We start from the raw sequence: 21,517 nt of genomic DNA on the forward strand, positions 1-21,517 counted from the left end.
GGCACCGGCACCGGCACCGCGAGCGGCACCGCGCCTTCGCGGCCGAAGCGAGGCAGCACGTAGGCGGCGACGGCGAGGGCCACGAGCACGCCGCCCGCCCCTGTGATGAGGAAACTCAGCCGGACCGGCAGCAGTGCGCCGAGCAGGCCGCCGATGGCCAGGGCGGCAATGGAGACGGCGCGGGTCATGCCGCCGATGATCGCCATCGCCTGGCCCCGCCCGCTCTCCGGGATGCGCAGGATCGCGATCGCACCGAAGCAGGCGTTCAGGGCGCCGCAGGCCGTGCCCATCGCCGTGTAGGCCACGAACAGCAGCCCCACGCTGGGCACCAGCCCCATCACTGCCAGGAAAGCCGAGGTCAGGGCCATGCTGGCGAGCAGCACACGCAGCCGGGCCGGCGGCGTCTTGATCCGTCCGGCCAGCGCCGCGCCCACCGCCATGCCGAGCCCGAAGGCCGCAGCGAGCAGACCGTACTGGGTCTCGGTGGCGCCGAGCTCGCCCCGGGCCAGGAAGACTTCCAGCACGTTGGTGGCCTCGCCGACGACAATGAAGAACAGCGCGCCGAGCACCAGCGCCCACACCAGGCTGTCCCGGCGGATCAGCCGCAGGCCATCCAGCAGCGCCGGTGCGTCCCGGCCGGCCAGCTCGGCCGCGGTCCCGCGTCGGGTGCGGATCAGCAGCGCACCGGCGCCCATGGCCAGATAGCAGCCGCTCGCGACCGCAAACACCAGCCCCGAGCCGCCCCAGCCGCTGAGCAGGCCCCCCGCGGCCGGGCCCGCCATTCCAGCGATCATGATGGTGGCCTGCATGGTGCCCATCGCCCTCGGGGTGCGCTCCTCTCCGACGATCCGGGGCAGCAGCGCCTGCCAGGTCGGCCCCGCCACGGCCTGCGCGGCGTCCAGCAGGAACGTCATGGCGAACAGCACGGGGATGTGGTTGTCCAGGTACTGCAGGCTTACGCCCATGCCCGCCACGGCCACGGCGCTGACCACGGACGACGCCGTCGCAAGCGTGCGGGAATCACGCGTGTCGGCGAGCCGGCCCGCCCACGGCGCCAGCAGGACCAGCGGCAGCGCCGAGCACAGCAGGTAAGCCGCCACGAGCCATGGGCCGGCAGCCGGTGCCGCACCGTCCGCCGCGACGTTCTGCAGGTGCAGCATGACGCTGACGACGACGGCGCCCATGCCGGCGGTCGCCAGGAACCGGGAGCTGCTGGCGAGCAGGAAGTCGCGGTTGCGCCAAAGTGAAGGCTCGCCGGATGCGCCGCGCACTTTATGAAGTATGTGTTTCATAACCGCAAGGTATCCCGCGCCTGTCGGTAGTGTCAAGCATTTCTTTCATAGTTTGGCAGGCGTCGGTAGACTGAAAGCGTGAATGCAGAAACTCCCAAGTCGGTCGGCCCCGCCGAGACCGCCGCTCCGGCCGCCAAGCGCAGGCCGCGTCCGGAAAAGAAGGTCGAAATCACCGACCCGAAGGCGATCCGGGCGCTGGCCCACGCCGCCCGGCTCGAGGTCATTTCCGAGCTGTATTCCACCCAGGTGAGCCGGACCGCCACCGAACTTGCCGCCCAGACCGGCCTCACCCCGAGCGCCATGAGCTACCACCTGCGCGCTTTGCAGAAGTGGGGCATCGTGGTGCCCGCGGCCACCGCCGGCGATGCCCGCGAACGCCGCTGGAAAGCCGCCGGCACCGACTTCACCATCAATTCGGGCGGGGGAGTGGCCAGTCCGGAATTCGCCGTGCTGGACCTGGAGCTGGACGCCTACCGCCGGCGCGTCAACGCTTACGCCAGGACCCGGGACGAGCGGCGCCAGCGCGGCGAAGCCGTGGACGGCACCTCCTCCGTGGTGCTGGCCAGCAACCTGCTGTACCTGACCCCGGCCCAGGCCGGAGAGCTGAACGAGAGGCTCTTCGACCTGCTGAGGGACTACGAGCTCGAGGACCCGGACCGGGTGCCCGAGGGGGCTGTCCGGATGGCCACCATGTGGTCGATGATTCCGGACGACCGGGGCAAGGCCGCGCCGGCGTCCTAAGCGGCAGCGCGGCGCTCCCGAAGGCCGCAACTGTGGGTGCTTCGTTACGTTTGCAAGACGTGCCCGGGAGACTGACTTTTGCACCCGGATGCGCGGGAATCTGCAAAATATGGTGAACTAGGCGGGTATGGGCGCATCTGCCCGAGCAACCTTTTTCTGTAGGAGCACCGTGCCAAGCAAGGCCCCCACCGGCAAGAAACTCGTGATTGTGGAGTCTCCCGCCAAGAGCAAGACCATCGCCAAGTACCTGGGCGAAGGTTTCATCGTTGAGGCCTCCATCGGTCACATCCGCGACCTGCCGCAGCCTTCGGAGCTCCCCGCAGAGTTGAAGAAAACGCCGTTGGGCAAGTTCGCCGTCGACATTGAACACGACTTCAAGCCGTACTACGTGGTGTCTCCGGACAAGAAGAAAAAGGTCGCCGAACTCAAGGCCCAGCTCAAGGGCGCTGACGCCCTCTACCTCGCAACCGATGGGGACCGCGAGGGCGAGGCCATCGCGTGGCACCTGCTGGAAGTCCTCAAGCCCAAAGTCCCCGTGTACCGGATGACCTTCGGCGAAATCACCAAGGAAGCCATCCACCGCGCGATGGACAACCTGCGCGACGTGGACCAGGACCTCGTGGACGCGCAGGAAACCCGCCGCGTGCTGGACCGCCTCTACGGCTACGAAATCTCCCCGGTACTGTGGCGCAAGGTGGCCCGCGGCCTGTCCGCCGGCCGCGTGCAGTCCGTCGTCACCCGCATGGTGGTGGACCGGGAACGGGAGCGGATGGCGTTCAAGTCGGCGTCCTACTGGGACCTGACCGGCCAGTTCGGCGCGGAATCCGGCTCCTTCAAGGCCAAGCTGGCTGCTGTCGATGGCTCCAAGGTCGCCAGCGGACGGGACTTTAACGACGCCGGCGAGCTCACCTCGCGCGGCGTCGTGCACCTGAACGAGGAACTCGCCGGCGCCCTGGCCGCCGGCCTGCAGGAGGCGGACTTCCGCGTCCGCTCCGTCGACACCAAGCCCTACACCCGCCGTCCCGCGGCGCCGTTCACCACCTCCACGCTGCAGCAGGAGGCCGGCCGCAAACTGCGCTTCTCCTCCAAGAGCACCATGCAGGTGGCCCAGCGGCTCTACGAAAACGGCTACATCACGTATATGCGTACGGACTCGAATGCGCTGAGCAACGAGGCCATCACCGCCGCGCGGCGCCAGGCCTCCGAGCTGTACGGCCCCGAGTACGTCCCGGCCTCGCCCCGCGTCTACAGCGGCAAGGCAGCCAACGCGCAGGAAGCCCACGAGGCCATCCGCCCCGCCGGCGACTCCTTCCGCACCCCGGCACAGGTCGCCAAGCAGCTCTCCGGCGACGAGTTCCGCCTTTACGAGCTGATCTGGAAGCGCACCGTCGCCTCCCAGATGGCCGATGCGAAGGGCTCCACGGCGACCATCCGACTGGGCGCCGTCACCGTGGGTGGCGCGGCGGACGGCCGGGACGCCGAGTTCTCCGCCTCCGGCACCGTCATCACCTTCCCGGGCTTCCTCGCCGCTTATGAGGAAGGCAAGGACGAGAGCCGCGGAGACGAGGACTCCGAGGAAGCGCGCCGGCTGCCCAACGTGGCCAAGGGCGACGCGCTGACCGCTTCGGAGATCGTCGCCGTCGGGCATGAAACCTCGCCGCCGCCGCGCTTCACCGAAGCGTCCCTGACCGCGGAACTGGAAAAGAAAGGCATCGGCCGCCCGTCGACCTACGCCTCCACAATCTCCACCATCCAGGACCGCGGCTACGTCCGGAAGCAAGGCTCCGCGCTGGTCCCGAGCTGGATCGCGTTCTCCGTGATCCGGCTGCTCGAACAGCACTTCCACGACTACGTGGACTACGACTTCACTGCCGACATGGAAGCCGACCTGGACAAGATCGCCAACGGCCAGGAAGCCGGACCCGCCTGGCTCAAGCACTTCTACTTCGGTCAGGATTCCGAGCCCGGCCTGCTGAGCATCGTCAACAACCTTGGCGAGATCGACGCCCGCGAAATCAACTCCATCCCGATCACCGACGGCATCACGCTGCGCGTCGGCAAGTTCGGCCCGTACCTGGAGAGCTCCGTCCCCACCGTGGACCCGAAGACCGGCGAAGTCATCGAGTCCGCCCGCGCCAACGTCCCCGAGGACCTGGCTCCGGACGAGCTCACCGCCGCCAAGGCAGTCGAGCTGATGGAGACCGCCGCCCCGGAGGAGCGCGTGCTGGGCACGGACCCGCACACCGGGCACACCGTTGTGGCCAAGAACGGCCGCTACGGCGCCTACGTCACCGAGATCATCCCGGAGATGACCGAGGAGCAGCTCGCCAACCAGCCGGTGGAGTACTACAAGAACGGCAAGCCAAAGCCGCCGAAGAAGCCGGTCAAGGCCAAGCCGCGCACCGGCTCGCTGTTCGCCTCCATGAGCGTGGACACCGTGACCCTCGATGAGGCGCTGCAGCTGATGAGCCTGCCGCGGGTGCTCGGCCAGGACGCCGAGGGCAACCCCATCACGGTGCAGAACGGACGCTTCGGCCCGTACCTGAAGAAGGGCACGGACTCCCGTTCCATCGGCTCGGAGGAGGAAATCTTCACCATCACGCTGGAACAGGCACTGGAGATCTACTCGCAGCCCAAGCAGCGCGGCGCCCGCGCCGCCGTCCCGCCGCTGGCGGAGTTCGGCCCGGACCCGGTCTCGGAGAAGAACATCGTGGTGAAGGAAGGCCGCTTCGGCCCGTACATCACCGACGGCGTCACCAACATCACGGTGCCGCGCAGCACCGCCATCGAGGAACTGACCCGGGAACGCGCCGTCGAACTCCTCGCCGAGAAGCGGGCCAAGGGCCCGGTCAAGCGAACGACGACGGCCCGCAAGGCCCCCGCCCGCAAGGCCGCCGCCAAGAAGTAGGTGCACTTCGCCCCCGCTCGCGGGTTCCTTCCCAGCTCGACGTCAGAAGACGCCGACGGCGGACGGAACCCGCGAGTCGTTGTGCACATAGGTCCATCGCGGACTTTCGGAAGGGGAGCGGTGGCGGCAGGCTGGCGCCATGGAATACCCCGCCACCCAGCCTGAGGACCCCCTCGCTGTTGTATGGGCCGGTTCCGCTGAGTCGGCCCGTCCGTTGACGCCGGGCCCGGGACCTTCGGCAGCAGCCCTGGACCCAAAGCTTCCCGAAGCCGTCAACCTGTGGCGGACCGAGGAACTGCTGGACCGGGGCCTGTCCGCACGGAAAATTCGGCAGCTGGCTGCCGGCGGCGCCCTCCTCAAGCTGCGCCGCGGCTGCTATGTCCGCCGCTCCTTCTGGGCAGCACTCGATGCGAACGGTGCCTCGCGCTGCCGGATCGAGGCCTACGCCCACCGCTGCCTGACAAGCTCAACGGGCGCCTACGTGTTCAGCCACACCACGGCAGCCCGGCTCCACGGCCTCTTTCTGTGGCAAGTAGACGACACCATCCACCTCACGGTGCCGTTCCTCCCGTCGACCGGTGGCCACGCGGGCGACGTGCGGGCGCATACCCGTGCGCTGACTCCCGCCGACGTCGTGCACGTGGCCGGGCATCGCGTTACGTCGCTGGCCCGAACGGCCGCGGACAGCGGCCTCGTCCTGAACTATGCGCAGGGGCTGATTCTGATGGACCATGCCCTGCGACTCGGTGCCGGGCGGGAGGCGGTGGAGCTGGAGTGCGCCCGGCTCCGCGGGGCGCCGGGCGTCTCGACGTTGAAGAAGGTGCTCGCCCATGCGGATCCGCTGTCCGAGTCGCCGGGTGAAACGCTACTCCGCGATCTGGTCCGGCGGCTGAGGCTTCCTGCTCCGCAGCTCCAGTTCGAGGTCCGGACGCGGCTCGGTACGTACAGGCTGGATTGCGCATGGCCGGAGCGGCTGGTGGCGATGGAGTTTGATGGCCGCGGCAAATACTTCGACTATGACCCCACTGCCGAGGCCATTTTTGCCGAGCGGCGCCGCGAGAAGGCACTGATGGAGCTGGGCTGGAGGTTCATCCGGGTCGAATGGCGGGACCTGTTCCGCGAGCACGAGCTGAAGACGAGGCTGCTTCAGGTGCTCGGGCGCTGAGATTGCCGTCTGCTCGCGGCATTGAGCCGGGCTCGCGGTGTCAGTACCGCGAGCGTGGACGGAGACCGCGAACCGGCCGGGCGCCCAGGAAGGAATTGCGGACCGGGGCGTGACGTGATCGAGTAGGAACATGACTGAACAGCCAGAACCCATGGATCTCCAGCCGCTCAACGACCTCGAAGAGAAGCTCGCCCGGGGGGAGCAGCCGGACGCCAACCCGGTGGAGGTCATCCTGTCCTTCCTCAACAACGAGGTCTACATCGTCAGCTCCGACACGATCGACGGCCCGGACTCCCAGGTGGAGCCGCTGGTGCTCGCCAACGCTGCGGGAGAGCCCGTGCTGGCCGTCTTCTCGCACCCGAGCCGTGTGGCCGAACAGTTCCTCGCCGCCGCGCCGAACGTGCTCGGCACCCAGGGCTCGGCAATCATCGGCAACCTCGGCGACCAGCTGGGTATGGTCATCAACCCCGGCGCCGTCTACGGCTTCGAAATCGACCCGGAGGGCGTGGCGAACATCCGCCGGGACTTCAAGCCGTCCGAGCAGGAGCCGGACTCGGCCCAGGACGACAGCCGGGCCTAAGCGCCCGGGCCTAAACGGGACGGGCCACGGCGCGAGGTCTCGCCACTGCGCCCGGTTAGGGCACAGCCCCTCCGGGGAGAATAATGGCAGCATGCGGCTAGGCGTCCTCGATATCGGGTCCAACACTGTCCACCTCCTCCTTGTGGACGCCCACCCCGGCGCGCGCCCGGTCCCGTTCGCCTCGCACAAGCGCCCACTCTCCCTGGTGCAGTTCCTCGACGTGGACGGCAACATCAACGACGCCGGCCAGCATGAACTGATCGAGTTCGTCCTCGAAGCCTGGGAGTTCGCGGCTAAACACAAGGCCGAGGACCTGCTGGCGTTCTGCACCTCCGCGATCCGCGAGGCCACCAACGGGTCCGCCGTCCTGGCCCGGGTCAAGCATGAAACCACCGTGACGCTCCGGGAGCTGACCGGCAGCGAAGAGGCGTCGATGACGTTCTTCGCCGTCCGCCGCTGGTACGGCTGGGGCGCGGGTCCCGTGCTGAACCTGGACATCGGCGGCGGTTCCTTCGAAATGGCCTACGGGGAGGACGAGCTGCCCGAACTGGCGACGTCGGTCCCGCTCGGTGCGAGCCGGCTCACCCGTGACTGGCTGCAGGAGGACCCGCCCTCGGCCAAAAGCGTCAAGGAGCTTCGCCGTTATATCCGGACCACCCTGAAGCCCGTGGTGCGGGACTTCGCGAAGCTGGGCAAGGCCAACCACGTGGCCGGCACTTCCAAGACCTTCCGCTCGCTGGCCCGCATTGCCGGGGCCGCCCCCAGCGGGGCCGGGCCGTACGTCAAACGGGAACTGTTTGCCACGGACCTGGGCCTGTGGGCGCAGCGCATCTCGGCCATGGAGGTGGAGGACCGGTTGAATCTTCCCGGTGTCTCCGAAGCCCGCGCCCACCAGCTTCTGGCCGGCGCGCTGGTGGCGGAAGCGGCCCTCGAAATGTTTGAGTTTCCAAGCTTGGAGATCTGCCCCTGGGCCCTCCGCGAAGGTCTGATCCTCCGCCGGCTGGATCAGCTGGTCTTTGAGGGGCCGCTGCAGCCCGCGCCCCACGTAGCCCGGGCCGACGAGCCCGCCGAGCCGCAGTCACCGGACGCGGACGGGCCTGGCGCCACGTAACAAGCGCTCCGTAACAGGCGCCACGTGACAGGCGCAACGCAACATCGGTCGGCCGGTGACGGGTGGACGGTTTTCGCTCCGAACCGATAATTCCGGCAGCAAGGTGTCGAACCGGACGCACGCCGTTCGTCTACAAGGTGAGAGGCCGGTAAGGAACCGGCCCAATCGTCAAGGAGGACAGCACCATGGCCCAGTACCTGCTCAGCGTTTACCAGCCCGTCGGCCCGGCCCCCGCCCCGGAAGTCCTGGAACCCATCATGCGGGACCTGGAGGCCCTGAACCGCGAAATGAAGGCGGCCGGCGCCTGGGTTTTCGCCGCGGGGCTCCACCCCACCGACACCGCAAAGGTCGTGCGACCGGAGGGCACCGAGCTGCTCATCACTGACGGTCCATTCGTTGAAGCGAAGGAACACCTTGGCGGATTCACCGTTATTGAGGCACCGGACCTCGACGCCGCCCTCGGCTGGGCCGGGCGGCTGACCCGAGCCACCACCCTTCCCATCGAAGTGCGGCCTATCCAGCACTAGCCCAGCACCAGCCGGACCGGTGTGCTGCTTACGGGGCTGTTAAACGGCGAAGGCACCGGCGGTCTGGAACGGGAAAATGGGGGAAACCCGCTACAGCCCACCGGTGCCGGGCAGACATCCGCATGACTGCCTATCATCACTCGCACCCTCAATGAGGTAGTACCTACGCTAATCCCCGATTTTGTGAGCAAGCTGCGCCCAGGATGTGAGCTGGCTGTGAATCGGGCCGGACTGCAATGATGGGGGAATGAGCAACCGAATCGCATTCCTGGGCTGTGGGTCAATGAACGAGGCAATCATGGGCGGCATGATCGCGGGCGGCACGGACCCCGCGGACATTGTCGCCACGGTGCGCCGGGCTGGTCGGGCGGCCGAACTGGCTGAGCGGCACCACGGCATCACGGCCATCGCCGGCGAAGAAGAGCCGGAGAACAACACGCAGGCCGCCACCGGCGCCGCCGTCGTGGTGCTGGGCGTCAAGCCGGTGGGAATCGCCGCTTTGGCCCGGGAGATCAGCGGTTCGCTCTCGCCGGACGCCATCGTGGTCAGCGTTGCCGCTGCGGTGTCGCTGGAGCAGCTGGAAGCGGCGCTCCCGGCCGGACAGCCGGTGATCCGCGCCATGCCGAACACGCCCGCTCGGCTTGGCCGCGGCGTCGTCTCCGTCTCGGCCGGTAAGCACTGCTCGGCGGAGCAACTGCAGCAGGCAAAGGACATCTTCGCGGCCGTCGGCACCGTCGTCGAGATTCCCGAGGAACAGGTGGATGCGCTGTCCGCGATCAGCGGCTCCGGCCCGGCCTACGCCTTCTACTTGGCCGAGGCAATGGCGGCCGCCGGGGCAGAACTGGGACTGGACGCCGAGCTCTCGCTGCTGCTGGCACGCGAAACTGTAGCCGGCGCCGGGTTCATGCTGGCCGAGCCGGGCGCCGACCCCGCGGCGCTGCGCAAGGCAGTGACCAGCCCGAACGGCACCACGGAACGGGCGATCGCCACCTTCGACGAGCGCGGACTCCCGGCGATAATCGCCGACGGCGCCCGGGCCGCCGCCGAGCGGGCCGCCGAAATCACCAGGCAGCTCGGCTAGCCGGAACGCGGTCGCAACCCATGACTCAGCCCGGACCGGGTGGCAGGATAGGACCCATGGAACTGCACATCACAGGGGATCCCGCAGCGGACAAACTCCTCAGCGACGACGCGTTTGCCCTGCTCACCGGCATGCTGTTGGACCAGCAGGTGACCATGGAGTCGGCCTTTGCCGGCCCGGAAAAGATCCGGACGCGCCTCGGGTCCATGGACCCCGCCGCGATCGCCGGTTACGATCCGCAAGGGTTCGTCGAGTTGTTCAAGGAGCGCCCGGCCGTCCACCGGTTCCCCGGATCAATGGCCGGCCGCGTCCAGGCCCTTGCTGAGACGGTACAGACTGACTGGAACGGCGACGCCACGGCCATCTGGACGCAGGGCGGGCCCGACGGGCAGGAGGTGCTGCGCCGGCTCAAGGCGTTGCCGGGATTCGGCGAGCAGAAGGCGAAGATCTTCCTGGCGCTGCTGGGAAAGCAGTGCGGGCTCCAGGCCGAAGGCTGGCGCGAGGCCGCCGGCCACTATGGACAGGAGAACGCCTTCCTGTCCGTCGCTGACATCGTGGATCCGGAGTCGCTGAGCAAGGTGCGGGCCAGCAAGCAGGCAGCCAAGGCCGCCGCGAAGACTGCGAAGACCGCCGGGCCCTGACCCCGCGGTAGCTCAGCCAGCGACGCCGGGACGCGCCCGACGGCGGAGGGAACCTAGTGCGTGGAGGTCGGGACCGTGACTGAACAGGCGGCAGGACGGCTACTCTCCCTTTGGTCTGCCACCGGCGGAACCGCAACGTACGCGCCCCTCGACGCGTCCCTGGACGTGGACGCTGCAGTGGTTGGCGGCGGCATCGCAGGACTGACCACCGCGCTGGCCCTGAAACGGGCGGGCCAGTCGGTGGCCGTGCTCGAGGCGGCGCGGGTGGGCACCGGCGTCACCGGGAACACCACGGGCAAGGTCACCTCACTGCACCGGCTTGCCTACTCCGACCTTGCGGCCAGCCACGGCGATTCCACGGCTGGCATCTATGGGCAGGCCAACGAGGCGGCAATTGAACACGTCGCGGCCGTTGTGGCGGCGGAGGGAATCGACTGCGGCTTCCGGCGGGTGGCCAATTACACCTACGCCGAATCCGTGCAGGCCCTTGCGCTGGTCCGGGAGGAAGCGGCGCTGGCCGCTCGGCTGGGGCTGCCGGCCTCCTTCACGACAGAGGTGCCGCTGCCCTTCGCGGTCCGGGGCGCCGTCCGGTTCGACGGCCAGGCCCAGATCCATGCGCTCAGGTATGTGCAGGGTCTGGCCCGTGCCGTGGACGGGAACGGCAGCTTCGTCTTTGAGCAGTCGCCTGCTACGAGCTTCCGCGACGGCGCTCCGGCCGTGGTGGTTACGGAACGGGGATCAGTCCGGGCCAAGGAGATCATCGTGGCGACCAACCTGCCGTTCGGGGACGGCGGGCTCTACGCCGGGCGATGCTACGCGCACCGCTCGTATGTCGTCGCCGGCAAGAGCCCAGTTGCTCCGCTGGACGCAACCTTTGTCAGCGTTGATGAGCCGATGCGCTCGATCCTGACCGTCGACGTCGAAGGTACCAGTTACGTGCTGGCCGGCGGCGAAGGACACCCGGCCACCGAAAGCGTTGATTCCGCCGAACGATACCGGCGGCTGGCGGCGTTTGCCCGCGACCGCCTGGGCGCCGGGGAGATCGCGTTCCGCTGGTCCACCCAGGACGCCATGCCTGCCGACGGGCTGCCGTACGTGGGCCGCATGGCTCCGGAGTCCCGGCATGTCCACGTGATCACCGGACTGCGGAAATGGGGCCTCACCAACGGCACTGCCGCCGCCTTGATCCTCCGGGACACGCTGGGCGGCACCGCCAACCCGTGGGCCGCGGTGTTCGACAGCAACCGAAGCGGCGGAGCCGCGCAGGCGGGGCGGTCGAGCCCGGCGGAGGAGGTTTCCGGCGCCGACGCTGTTCCGGCGTCGGTGGCCCCGGGAGAGGGGAAGGTGGTGGACGTCCACGGCGCCAAAACTGCCGTGTACGTCAGTCCCACGGGGGGCATCCAGGCGGTCTCGGCCGTCTGCACGCACCTTGGCTGCACCGTGGAGTTCAATCGGACGGACGTGACGTGGGACTGCCCTTGTCACGGTTCCCGGTTCAGCACTGACGGCACCGTCACCCAGGGGCCGGCCACAAGGAACCTGGCCGCCGGCCCCGCCCCGGACGTCACTTCTTCCAGCCACCGAGGCCTCTAGGCCCGGCGACGGCCGCCGGCACGGGGGAGCGTTGCTACGGCCTTGCGGCGAACCGTTCCAGCAGGTCCACGTGACCGGAGACAATGAGCATGTCCCGCGCGGAAACCTTGGTCTCGGGCCGGGCGTAGGTGAAATCCTCGCCCGGGGATTTCACGCCCACTATCGTGACGCCGTACTTCGAGCGCACTTTCGATTCGTCGAGGGTGAAGCCCACGGTCTCGCGCGGCGGGTACATCTTCACGATCGCGAAGTCGTCGTCGAACTCGATGAAGTCCAGCATCCGGCCGGACACGAGGTGCGCGGCCCGGACCCCCGCGTCGGCCTCCGGGTAAATCACGTGGTTGGCGCCGATTCGGGTCAGGATCTTGCCGTGCGAGGGCGTGATCGCCTTGACCCAGAGGTGCTCGATGCCGAGGTCCACGAGGTTGACCGTGATCAGCACCGAGGACTCGATGGAGGTGCCCACGCCCACGACGGCGGAGCTGAACTCCTGCGCGCCGAGCTGGCGGAGGGCGTCAATGTTGGTCGCGTCGGCCTCCACCACGTGGGTCAGCACGCTGGCCCATTTCTGCACGAGGTTCCGGTCGCGTTCGATGGCCAGCACCTCGCGGCCCTGCTTCACCAGCTGTTCTGCGGTGGACGCGCCGAAGCGGCCAAGCCCGATGACCAGCACGGGCGCATTGTGGGCGGGACGGTTGACGGCGCCTGAGGAACTAGCCAATGATCGGTCTCTCTTCCGGGTAGTGGTACAACTGGCTGCGCTGGCGCAGGGCCAGCCCAGCGGCGAGGGTGACGGTGCCGACGCGGCCGGCAAACATCAGGACGGTGAGGACATAGACGCCGGCCGGGGGCAGCTCTGCGCTGAGGTTGGTGCTCAGACCCACGGTGGCGAACGCTGAAATGGTTTCGAACAACACCCGGTCCAGCGATGCGCCGCTGATCTGCAGCAGCAGCAGCGCCGAGACCGCCACCAGGGTGGCGCCGGCGACTATGACCGAGATGGCCACCCGCATGGTCCCCTCCGGGATGGTGCGGCCGTAGATCTTCACATCAGCGTCGCCGCGGGCCTCGGCGATGATGGCCAGGAACATCACCGCGATGGTGGTCACCTTGATGCCGCCGGCGGTCGAGGCCGAGCCGCCTCCGGCAAACATCAGCGCGTCGGTCAGCAGCATGGTGGTGGAGTCCATCTGGTTCTGGTCCACCAGGTTGAAGCCGCCCGAGCGGGTCATCACGGAGGCGAAAAGCGAGTGCGTGATCTTGTCGCCCAGGCTCATGCCGCCGATGGTGCGCAGGTTCTCCCACTCCATCAGCCCCCAGAGCACGGTGCCCGCGGCCAACAGGATCAGCGAGACCTGGATGGTCAGCTTGGTGTGCAGGTTCCATTTCTTCCAGTTCAGGCCGTTCTGCTGCAGCACCATGACGACCGGGAAGCCGAGGCTGCCAAGGAAGACGCCGATCATCAGCGGAATCAGGATCCACAGGTCGGTTTCGTACGGCACGATGCCGTCCGAATGGGGCGTGAAGCCGGCGTTGTTGAACGCCGAAATGGAGTAGAATACGCCGTGCCAGAATGACTGGCCGACGCTTTCGCCCAGTGCCAGGAACCTCGGAACCAGGGCAGCGGCCAGGGCCGCCTCAATGACCACGGAGGTGACGATGACGATCCGCAGCAGCGTGCCCACCTCGCCGAGGCGGCCCGCGTTGTTCATGGCCTCCTGCGCGATGAGCTTGCCGCGCACACCGAGTTTCTTGCTGACCATCAGTGCCAGCAGCGACGCCAGGGTCAGGGTCCCGAGGCCGCCGACGAAGATGCCGACCAGGATCACCAGCTGGCCGAAGAAGGACCAGTGCACCGCCGTGGACACAACGGTCAGCCCCGTCACGCATACCGCCGACACCGCCGTGAAGAGGGCTTGGTGCAGCGGGGTCACCTGCCCGGTCGCCGAGGACACGGGCAGGGTGAGCAGGACGGTAAAGATCAGGACGACCACGGCGAAGGCGGAGACGGCCAGGCGGGCCGGGGAGGTGTTGGCGATGTCGTCGACGAAGTCGCGCAGCCGGGTGAAGATCCACAGGCCCTCGCGCTCCGGCTGGCCGGGGTGCCAGCTGGCCGGGCTCGGTGACCTCGACTGGCTTTGCGTCATGTGCGGCTTGTCCTCGGTTGAAACGGCGTCCTTCAGTAGTAAACCACTATATTCCGCGCAACGACGGGGATCGGGGCGGTGCGCTCCGGTAGCCTGTGATTGATGACCTTCCTGCCCGGACTCGCCCAGACCGCCCTGCCGACGACGGTGGTGTGGGACTCCGCCATGACGGCGTACAACTTCGGCCACAGCCACCCGATGGCGCCCGAACGTATGGAGCTCACCGCGCGGCTGGCCCGGAGCCTTGGACTGTTGGACCTGGACCACGTCAGCGTGGCGGCACCCTCGGTGGCTACCGACGAGGAACTGGGTGCCGTGCACAGCGCGGAATATGTCGCCGCCGTCCGCCGCGTCAGTGCGGACCCGGACACCCCGGATCTGGAACGCGGCCTCGGCACCGAAGACGACCCGGCCTTCGCCGGCATGCATGAGGCCAGCGCGCGGCTGGCCGGCGGCTCCCTGCTGGCCGCCGCCGCCATCCTGGACGGCAGCGCGGTCCGGGCCGTGAACTTCGGCGGCGGCATGCACCACGCCTCCCGCGAGCGGGCCAGCGGCTTCTGTATCTACAACGACGCCGCCCTGGCCATCCAGCGGCTGCTCGATGGCGGCGTGCAACGGGTGGTGTATGTCGATGTCGACGCGCACCACGGAGACGGAACGCAGAGCATCTTCTGGGACGATCCCAGGGTGCTGACGATCTCGCTGCACGAGACCGGGCTGACGCTGTTCCCTGGCACCGGGTTCGCCAACGAGATCGGCGGCCCGAACGCCCAGGGCAGCGCCGTGAACGTGGCGCTCCCGGCCGGGACCGGAGATGCCGGCTGGCTGCGGGCCTTCCACGCGATCGTTCCGCAGTTGGTGGGAGCCTTTGAGCCGGAGGTCATCGTCAGCCAGCATGGCTGTGACTCGCACCGCCTGGATCCGCTGACGCACCTGAACATCAGCGTGGACGGCCAGCGGGAGGCCGCCACGGCGATCGGCAACCTCGCGGCCCGCTACTGCGAGAACCGCTGGATCTCCACCGGCGGCGGGGGCTACAACGTGATCACAGTGGTCCCGCGCTCCTGGACCCACCTGATCGCGATCGCCGCCGGGCGCCCGGTCCCGCTGCGGACCGCCGTCCCCGAGGACTGGCGGCAATATGTGCAAGAAAAATATGGAGCCAAGTACGGCGTCGAACCGCCTACGGTGATGGGCGACGACGTCGATCTCTGGTGGCGTTCCTGGGAGGTCGGGTTCGACCCCAACGACGAGGTGGACCGCACCGTGATGGCCACCCGCAAGGAAGTTTTCCCGCTCTACGGACTGGATCCCTGGTTCGACTAGGCGGCGGTTCCGGGCTGCCGGGCGAGGGCTGCGCAGGCGCCCGTAATTAGTGGATGCCATCCGGCGTATATGTCGCTAGGGTGGAGGGCATGGTGACAGACGACGTATTTGCCGTCATTGCTGAGGCAACCCGGCGTGACATTCTGGTGTCCCTCCGCAACGGGGACAAAGCGGTGGGGGAGCTGGTCCAGGAGCTCGAGGCGAGCCAGCCCACCATTTCCAAGCACCTTAAGGTCCTGCGCGAAGCCGACCTGGTCAGCATGCGCGCCCAAGGCCAGAAGCGATACTACGCGCTCAACCCCAAGCCGCTGGCCGGCGTCGCCAGTTGGCTCGAGACGTTCGACGTCGGCCGCGCTGCCGCTGCCGAGCCCTCGACGCCGCCCGCCACCCCGGCACCCGGCCCGGACAGTCTTGCCGCCGCCGTGACTACCCCGCCGACTGCAGCGGAACCGGCCGCAGCGGCGTTGGCCGAACGTACCGCGGGCAGCACGCTCAGCCCCGCCGTCGCCCTCCCCGTCGGCACCGCCGGGGAGGACAAACGGCCGCAGCAGATCGGCCGGACCGTTGGCCGCGCCGCCACCCGCGCCGCGGACCTGCTGGCGAACCTGCCAAAATTCGGCCGGAAAAAGTAGCAGGCCCCACTGCCGCGCCCAGATGGCAGTTCGCGGCAGTGTTCGGCACAAACACTGCCGCGAACTGCCCTCTCGCGGAACCGTGGGCTATCTGGCGAGGAGCCGGACGTGGTCCGGGGTGAGCTCGGAGATCCGGCTGACGCCCAGCAGCGCCATGGTGCGTCGCATGTCCGTCTCGAGGATCTGGATGGCCCTGTCCACCCCGGCCCGGCCGCCGGCCATCAGGCCGTAAAGGTAGGCGCGGCCGATCAGGGTGAAGTCCGCACCCAGCGCCAGTGCCGCGATGATGTCCGCGCCGCTCATGATGCCGGTGTCCAGGATGACTGCAGCGTCGCTGTTGTCCGCCTTGAGCGCCGCGGAGACCTCCGGGAGCAGGTGAAAGGGGATGGGGGCCCGGTCCAGCTGGCGGCCGCCGTGGTTGGAGAGCACGATGCCGTCCGCGCCGTGGTCCACGACCTTGCGCGCGTCGTCGACGGTCTGGATGCCCTTGACCACGAGCTTGCCTTTCCAGGTTTCACGCAGCCAGTCGAGGTCCGCGAAGGTCAGGGTGGGATCGAACATGGAGTTGATCAGGTCTGCCACGGTGCCGGTGTAGCGCGACAGCGAGGCGAAGGTCAGCGGCTCGTGCGTGAGGAAATTGAACCACCACGCGGGCCGGTAGGAAGCGTCCAGCACGGTCTTGAGCGTCAGCGCCGGAGGGATGGTCATGCCGTTGCGGACATCGCGCAGGCGGGCGCCCGCGACGGCGGTATCCACCGTCACCATGAGCGTGTCGTTGCCTGCCTGGGCGGCGCGTTCGATCAGTTCCAGCGAACGGTCCCTGTCCGTCCACAGATACAGCTGGAACCAGTTGCGGCCGTCCGGGGCCGCGGCGGCCACGTCCTCGATCGACGCGGTGCCCATGGTGGAGAGCGTGTACGGAATGCCGGCGGCCGCGGCGGCCCGGGAACCGGCGTACTCGCCCTCGGACTGCATCATCCGGGTGAAGCCGGTGGGCGCGATGCCGAAGGGCAGCCGGGCGGCCTTGCCCAGGATCTCGGTGCCGAGGTCCACGCTGGAGACGTCGCGCAGGATGCCGGGACGGAATTCGATGTCCAGGAAGGCCTGGCGGGCCCGGCGCAGGGTGATCTCGGCCTCGGCCGCCCCGTCCGTGTAGTCGAACGGCGCCTTCGGGGTGCGACGCTTGGCGATGTCCCGCAGATCCCAGATGGTGCTGGCCCGGCGCAGCTTCGCCTCGCGGCCGAAGTCCGGCTTCTGGAATTGCATCAGCGGTGCGAGGTCAGCGTACTTTGGCACCCGGCGCTTGAGGGCGGCAGGCAGTCCGCCCACGCGCGGCACCGGGCCCCTGCCGGCGGTGGGCGTCCCGTTGGCGGACGTCCCGCCGGTGTGATGGCTGGTGGCGGTGTCCTCCGCTGTCGTCGGGGCCTCGGGGTTGCCCATGATGGGGGGTTGCGTCATTGCTGCCTCCGGTGCGTCTCGTCACAGTCTGTGGTCCAACCACACTCTAAGGGACGCCGTCGGAATATTACGGCGCCGCTTTGCCCTCCGGCTGTTGACGGAGCTATGGTCGGTGGCATGACTAACCGTTGGTATGCGTATTTTTCGTTGGCTCTGGAGGGGCCCGCGTCTAACTGACACGCATCCAACACACCTTCAGAGCCAACAGGGCAGAGATCATCCTCTGCCCTTCGCCATTTCTCCGGCGGGTTCTGATCAGGGCCCGCTCCGCACCCGGAACAGGACCCACCATGAGCATCGAAGCAGCCCCTGACAGCCAGCAGACCACGTCCAACCTGCGCGTCAGCCAATTCACCGCGCTGCCCACCCCGCAGGAGATGATCGCGGAACTCCCGCTGGATGCCCGCGGCTCCGAGGTCGTCGGCCGCGGCCGGGACGAGGTCCGCGCGATCATGGACGGCGTCGACGACCGGCTCCTGGTGATCGTGGGCCCGTGCTCCATCCACGATCCCAAGGCCGGACTGGAATACGCCCGCCGGCTGGTCAGCCAGGCCGAGAAACACCGCGAAGACCTGCTGATCGTCATGCGCACCTACTTCGAGAAGCCGCGCACCACGGTCGGTTGGAAGGGCCTGATCAACGATCCGCGGCTCGACGGCAGCCACGACATTGCCGCGGGTCTGCGCGCCGCCCGCCAGTTCCTGCGCCAGGTCACTGCACTGGGACTGCCCACCGCCACGGAATTCCTCGAGCCCATCAGCCCGCAGTACATGGCGGACCTCGTCGCCTGGGGTGCCATCGGGGCGCGCACCACGGAAAGCCAGATCCACCGCCAGCTGGCGTCCGGGCTGTCCATGCCGATCGGCTTCAAGAACGGGACCGACGGCGGCCTGCAGGTAGCGCTTGACGCCTGCAGTGCTGCGGGTGCCGCCCAGGCCTTCCTGGGGATCGACGGCGACGGAAGGGCCGCGCTGGTCAGCACCGCCGGAAACCCGGACACCCACGTCATCCTGCGCGGCGGCAGCGACGGCCCGAACTTCTCCGCCGCCGACGTCGAAGCCGCCTCCGCCCGGCTCGCCGCCAGGCAGCTGAACCCGCGGCTGATCGTGGACGCGAGCCACGCCAATAGCGGCAAGAACCACCACCGGCAGGCCGAGGTCGCGCTGGAGATCGGTGCCCAGCTCGAGGACGGCGGGGCCTCCGCGTCCGCCATCGCCGGCGTCATGCTGGAGAGCTTCCTGGTGGGCGGGGCGCAGTCCCTTGACGTTGCCGAACACGCCGCGGGAACCGACCAGCTGCTGTACGGCCAGAGCGTCACGGATGCCTGCATGGACTGGGACGTGACGGCGTCGCTGCTCGGCCAGCTGGCGGCGTCGGCACGCACCCGGCGGGTCCGGGGTTGAACGCGGGGGCGCAGGAGGGGCCAAGCGGGAAAATCCTGCGGAAATCCTTCGCAGAATCCTGCGGAAACCTTTCACATTGGCACCATGAACCCCTAGAGTATCTAGCACATGGTTGTTTGATGGCTCAGCATCGGCACACCGCCATGTCGTTCAGACGGGGCAGCCGTTCGCTTGAGCAAAAGGAATAGGGAAATGTCTTCGGAGGCCAACTTCTCCAACGCGCGCTTTCTCACCGTGGCCGAGGTCGCGGATGTAATGCGGGTATCAAAGATGACCGTGTATCGCCTGGTGCACTCCGGCGAAATGCCGGCGGTGCGCTTTGGTCGCTCCTACCGGGTTCCGGAAAACGCCGTCGAACAGTATCTCAAGGGTGCTGTTGTTGACGGACGTACTGAGACGGCCTGAGTCTTCCGCTGTCGCACCGGGCCGCGGCAGACCCCTTCGCGGGGCCTGCGGTCGTGGTGTGCCCCGGATAGGCGGTACCCTGTTAAGGAACGTTTTACGTCATTGTAAGAACCTGTCAGTTGTTCAGTCTGCTTGCTTAGCCCGCGGACCCTTCCCAACGGGCAGGTACTGCATCTAGCCGGTAAGGAACTTTCGTGGGTTCAGTTATTAAGAAGCGTCGCAAGCGTATGGCCAAGAAGAAGCACCGCAAGCTGCTTCGCAAGACGCGCCACCAGCGTCGCAACAAGAAGTAGAGATACTTCGAACAGCGTCAATGCCCGTTGCCTTTTCGGCGGCGGGCATTTTCTTTTCGGCAACGCGCGGCGGATCCGGCAATACGCGGCGGATCCGGACAGGGGCACCCGGGATCCGGGGTGCGCCCGTCCGAACGCGTAGCGGGCTGGCCCCGGAGTGCGCTTAGGCCGTGGGGCCGCGGAAGCGGGAGAAGCCCCGCCAGAGACCGTAGATGGCCCCGCCGACGGTTGCGGCCTTCAGGCCCAGGGTCGCGGCGCGACGGCCGGACCGGAAGTCGTAGACCGGCCAGTTGTGTTCGCGGGCGTGGCGGCGCAGCCGGGCGTCGGGGTTGATGGCCACCGGGTGCCCGACCATGCTGAGTAGCGGAATGTCATTGTGGGAGTCGCTGTAGGCCCAGCAGCGGTTCAGGTCCAGGCCCTCCGCCTCGGCAATGCCGCGGACTGCGACGGCCTTGGCCGGGCCGTGCAGGATCTCGCCCACCAGCCGTCCGGTGTAGGAGCCGTCGTGGATCTCGCCCACGGTGCCGAGGGCGCCGGTGAGGCCCAGCCGGGTGGAAATGACGGTGGCCACCTCGATCGGCGTGGCCGTGACCAACCAGACCCGGCGGCCCACCCGCAGGTGCTGTTCGGCCAGGGCCTTGGTGCCGGGCCAGATCCGGGACTCGATCATCTCGTCGTAGACTTCCTCGCCGAGGGCTTCGATGTCCTGCACGGTGAAACCCGAGGCGAGGCTCAGGGCGGTGTCGCGGACGGCGTGGACGTCGTCCATGTTCTCGCCGCGGAACACGAACATCAGCTGCTTCCAGGCAAAGCCCGCCGCCTGGGGAATGGTGAACGCCCCGCGCTGATGCATTTTGCGGGCCACGTGGAAGAGACTGGCGCCCCTCATAAGGGTGTTGTCAACGTCGAAGAAGGCGGCTTCGCCGTGCTGCGGTGACGCAACAGGCCGCGTGGCCACAGCGACGATCTTCTCCTCGGGCATGCCACGAGTCTAGTCAATGGCGGGGGATCCCACGCGCAGAAGGGGCCCCGCCGCACCGGCCGCCCGGCTGGAACACCAGGTCGCGTCGACGCCGGGCCGGGCGCCGGGCTACCGTGGAACCATGGCCATACCCGCGCCCCTTCCCGATGTCGTACTCATCACCAAAGCTGACTGCCACCTGTGCGCGGACGCGCGCGACGCCGTCGGCCGGGTCACCGCTGCGCTGGGACTCGGCTGGTCCGAGCGGTCCATCGACGACGACGATGTCCTGCGCGAGCGCTACGCCGAGGAGATCCCGGTACTGCTGGTGGACGGGGTCCAGCGGGATTTCTGGCGGATCGACGAGGTTCGGCTGGCCCGAACCCTGCGCCGCGCCCTCGGCCAGTCAGCCTGAGTGCACCCCGGGCAAGCGGCTGCGGCGACGCGGTCCCCGGCTTTGTGGCCCGAACTGCGGGGGCTCTAGAGTGGAGTCACAACGCGACGCAATGGAGCAGATAGTGACTTCGCTGGATTCTTCACCCGACGCCCTGCCCGGGGCGGCCGGACCTGCTGCCAAGCAGATCCCGCCCGCGGCCGTGGCGCGGCTGACGATCTATTTGCGCGCCCTGACCACTTTGCTGGCCGAGGGGGTGGACCGGGTCTCCTCTGAATCGCTCGCCGAGGCTTCGGGCGTCAGTTCCTCCACCCTCCGCAAGGACCTCTCCTATGTGGGGTCCTATGGAACGCGGGGCGTGGGCTATGAGGTGCAGTACCTGAACCGGCACATTGCCGCGGCCCTGGGTTTGACCCATGACTGGAAAGTTGCGATCGTCGGCGCCGGCAACCTCGGCAAGGCCCTCGCCCGGTACGGCGGCTTCGAGTCCCGGGGCTTTGACATCGTGGCGATCTTCGACGCCGACCAGATGGTGGTGGGCAGCGAGGTTGGCTGGCTGCGGGTGAGCGACGCCGCAGATCTGGAAGCCGTGCTGCGCCGCACCGGGACCAACATGGTGGTCCTGGCGCTGCCCGCGGCCGTGGCGCAAAGCGTGTGCGACCGGGTAGTGGCCGCAGGCGTGCGCAGCATCCTGAGCTTCGCCCCGGTCATGCTGCAGGTCCCGCCGGGAGTCAATCTCCGCAAGGTGGATATGGCCACCGAACTGCAGATTCTCGCCTACCACGCACAAAGGGCGCAGGACCCGGAAGACGCCGACTGACTTCAGTCGGCCCATCCGGCTCCCGCGCCCTCTGCAGCG

Annotated in this window: 20 protein-coding genes and 1 pseudogene; 16 read left to right on the plus strand and 5 right to left on the minus strand. The window is 68.1% G+C overall.

What is annotated here, in order from left to right:
* Positions 1–83: 83 nt before the first annotated feature.
* Positions 84–1,292: pseudogene (locus AB4Y91_RS01515) on the minus strand (MFS transporter); the annotation flags it as partial.
* 78 nt (positions 1,293–1,370) lie between these two features.
* On the opposite strand from AB4Y91_RS01515, the gene AB4Y91_RS01520 reads away from it, so the two are divergent.
* The 9 genes from AB4Y91_RS01520 to AB4Y91_RS01560 all read left to right on the plus strand — a co-directional run bounded on the left by AB4Y91_RS01520 (position 1,371) and on the right by AB4Y91_RS01560 (position 11,639).
* Positions 1,371–2,033, plus strand: a complete 663-nt coding sequence (locus tag AB4Y91_RS01520; protein WP_441416819.1) for an ArsR/SmtB family transcription factor — start codon at positions 1,371–1,373, stop codon at positions 2,031–2,033.
* Positions 2,034–2,202: 169 nt separating this feature from the next.
* Positions 2,203–4,941: a type I DNA topoisomerase gene (topA, locus tag AB4Y91_RS01525; protein ID WP_441416820.1), complete on the plus strand. Its 2,739-nt coding sequence runs from the start codon at positions 2,203–2,205 to the stop codon at positions 4,939–4,941.
* A gap of 139 nt (positions 4,942–5,080) precedes the next feature.
* On the plus strand, positions 5,081–6,106 hold the full coding sequence (locus AB4Y91_RS01530) for a type IV toxin-antitoxin system AbiEi family antitoxin domain-containing protein (protein ID WP_441416821.1): 1,026 nt from the start codon (positions 5,081–5,083) through the stop codon (positions 6,104–6,106).
* Between the two features lie 130 nt (positions 6,107–6,236).
* Positions 6,237–6,686 carry an SseB family protein gene (locus AB4Y91_RS01535; RefSeq protein WP_441416822.1) on the plus strand — a complete coding sequence of 150 codons (450 nt, stop codon included), beginning with the start codon at positions 6,237–6,239 and terminating at the stop codon, positions 6,684–6,686.
* A gap of 91 nt (positions 6,687–6,777) precedes the next feature.
* A complete protein-coding gene (locus AB4Y91_RS01540; protein ID WP_441416823.1) occupies positions 6,778–7,797 on the plus strand; it encodes a Ppx/GppA phosphatase family protein in 1,020 nt (339 codons plus the stop codon).
* A 185-nt stretch (positions 7,798–7,982) separates the two neighbouring features.
* Positions 7,983–8,324, plus strand: a complete 342-nt coding sequence (locus AB4Y91_RS01545) for a YciI family protein (protein ID WP_441416824.1) — start codon at positions 7,983–7,985, stop codon at positions 8,322–8,324.
* A gap of 247 nt (positions 8,325–8,571) precedes the next feature.
* A complete protein-coding gene (gene proC / locus AB4Y91_RS01550) occupies positions 8,572–9,405 on the plus strand; it encodes a pyrroline-5-carboxylate reductase (RefSeq protein WP_441416825.1) in 834 nt (277 codons plus the stop codon).
* 56 nt (positions 9,406–9,461) lie between these two features.
* The gene (locus tag AB4Y91_RS01555; RefSeq protein ID WP_441416826.1) at positions 9,462–10,046 is read left to right on the plus strand and encodes an HhH-GPD-type base excision DNA repair protein; all 585 of its coding nucleotides are present in this window, start codon (positions 9,462–9,464) and stop codon (positions 10,044–10,046) included.
* A 75-nt stretch (positions 10,047–10,121) separates the two neighbouring features.
* A complete protein-coding gene (locus AB4Y91_RS01560) occupies positions 10,122–11,639 on the plus strand; it encodes an FAD-dependent oxidoreductase (RefSeq protein WP_441416827.1) in 1,518 nt (505 codons plus the stop codon).
* A gap of 34 nt (positions 11,640–11,673) precedes the next feature.
* Here the strand turns inward: AB4Y91_RS01560 and AB4Y91_RS01565 are convergent, their stop codons facing one another.
* Both AB4Y91_RS01565 and AB4Y91_RS01570 read right to left on the minus strand, forming a co-directional pair.
* Positions 11,674–12,312: a potassium channel family protein gene (locus AB4Y91_RS01565; protein ID WP_175321539.1), complete on the minus strand. Its 639-nt coding sequence runs from the start codon at positions 12,310–12,312 to the stop codon at positions 11,674–11,676.
* Positions 12,313–12,352: 40 nt separating this feature from the next.
* Positions 12,353–13,786, minus strand: a complete 1,434-nt coding sequence (locus AB4Y91_RS01570; protein WP_441416828.1) for a TrkH family potassium uptake protein — start codon at positions 13,784–13,786, stop codon at positions 12,353–12,355.
* A 102-nt stretch (positions 13,787–13,888) separates the two neighbouring features.
* On the opposite strand from AB4Y91_RS01570, the gene AB4Y91_RS01575 reads away from it, so the two are divergent.
* On the plus strand, positions 13,889–15,112 hold the full coding sequence (locus tag AB4Y91_RS01575) for an acetoin utilization protein AcuC (RefSeq protein WP_441416829.1): 1,224 nt from the start codon (positions 13,889–13,891) through the stop codon (positions 15,110–15,112).
* An 89-nt stretch (positions 15,113–15,201) separates the two neighbouring features.
* Complete coding sequence (locus tag AB4Y91_RS01580; protein ID WP_441416830.1) at positions 15,202–15,744, plus strand: ArsR/SmtB family transcription factor; 543 nt, start codon at positions 15,202–15,204, stop codon at positions 15,742–15,744.
* An 87-nt stretch (positions 15,745–15,831) separates the two neighbouring features.
* Here AB4Y91_RS01580 and AB4Y91_RS01585 read toward each other — a convergent pair whose 3' ends face one another.
* On the minus strand, positions 15,832–17,202 hold the full coding sequence (locus AB4Y91_RS01585) for an alpha-hydroxy acid oxidase (RefSeq protein WP_441416831.1): 1,371 nt from the start codon (positions 17,200–17,202) through the stop codon (positions 15,832–15,834).
* 290 nt (positions 17,203–17,492) lie between these two features.
* On the opposite strand from AB4Y91_RS01585, the gene AB4Y91_RS01590 reads away from it, so the two are divergent.
* The 3 genes from AB4Y91_RS01590 (at position 17,493) to AB4Y91_RS01600 (ending at position 19,303) form a co-directional block, all read left to right on the plus strand.
* Positions 17,493–18,605 carry a 3-deoxy-7-phosphoheptulonate synthase gene (locus AB4Y91_RS01590; RefSeq protein WP_441416832.1) on the plus strand — a complete coding sequence of 371 codons (1,113 nt, stop codon included), beginning with the start codon at positions 17,493–17,495 and terminating at the stop codon, positions 18,603–18,605.
* A gap of 192 nt (positions 18,606–18,797) precedes the next feature.
* Positions 18,798–19,010 (plus strand): helix-turn-helix domain-containing protein, encoded by a 213-nt coding sequence (locus AB4Y91_RS01595; protein WP_346957799.1) that lies wholly within the window; start codon positions 18,798–18,800, stop codon positions 19,008–19,010.
* Between the two features lie 194 nt (positions 19,011–19,204).
* Positions 19,205–19,303: a 30S ribosomal protein bS22 gene (locus AB4Y91_RS01600; protein WP_003792170.1), complete on the plus strand. Its 99-nt coding sequence runs from the start codon at positions 19,205–19,207 to the stop codon at positions 19,301–19,303.
* A gap of 163 nt (positions 19,304–19,466) precedes the next feature.
* Here AB4Y91_RS01600 and AB4Y91_RS01605 read toward each other — a convergent pair whose 3' ends face one another.
* The gene (locus AB4Y91_RS01605; protein ID WP_441416833.1) at positions 19,467–20,285 is read right to left on the minus strand and encodes an HAD family hydrolase; all 819 of its coding nucleotides are present in this window, start codon (positions 20,283–20,285) and stop codon (positions 19,467–19,469) included.
* 121 nt (positions 20,286–20,406) lie between these two features.
* Between AB4Y91_RS01605 and AB4Y91_RS01610 the strand changes: the two genes are divergently transcribed.
* Positions 20,407–20,679 (plus strand): glutaredoxin family protein, encoded by a 273-nt coding sequence (locus tag AB4Y91_RS01610; RefSeq protein WP_441416834.1) that lies wholly within the window; start codon positions 20,407–20,409, stop codon positions 20,677–20,679.
* Positions 20,680–20,782: 103 nt separating this feature from the next.
* Positions 20,783–21,478 (plus strand): redox-sensing transcriptional repressor Rex, encoded by a 696-nt coding sequence (locus AB4Y91_RS01615; RefSeq protein ID WP_441416835.1) that lies wholly within the window; start codon positions 20,783–20,785, stop codon positions 21,476–21,478.
* Positions 21,479–21,517: the final 39 nt, after the last annotated feature.

The sequence above is a fragment of the Arthrobacter sp. YAF16 genome (assembly GCF_052113385.1).
Classification (GTDB): domain Bacteria; phylum Actinomycetota; class Actinomycetes; order Actinomycetales; family Micrococcaceae; genus Arthrobacter.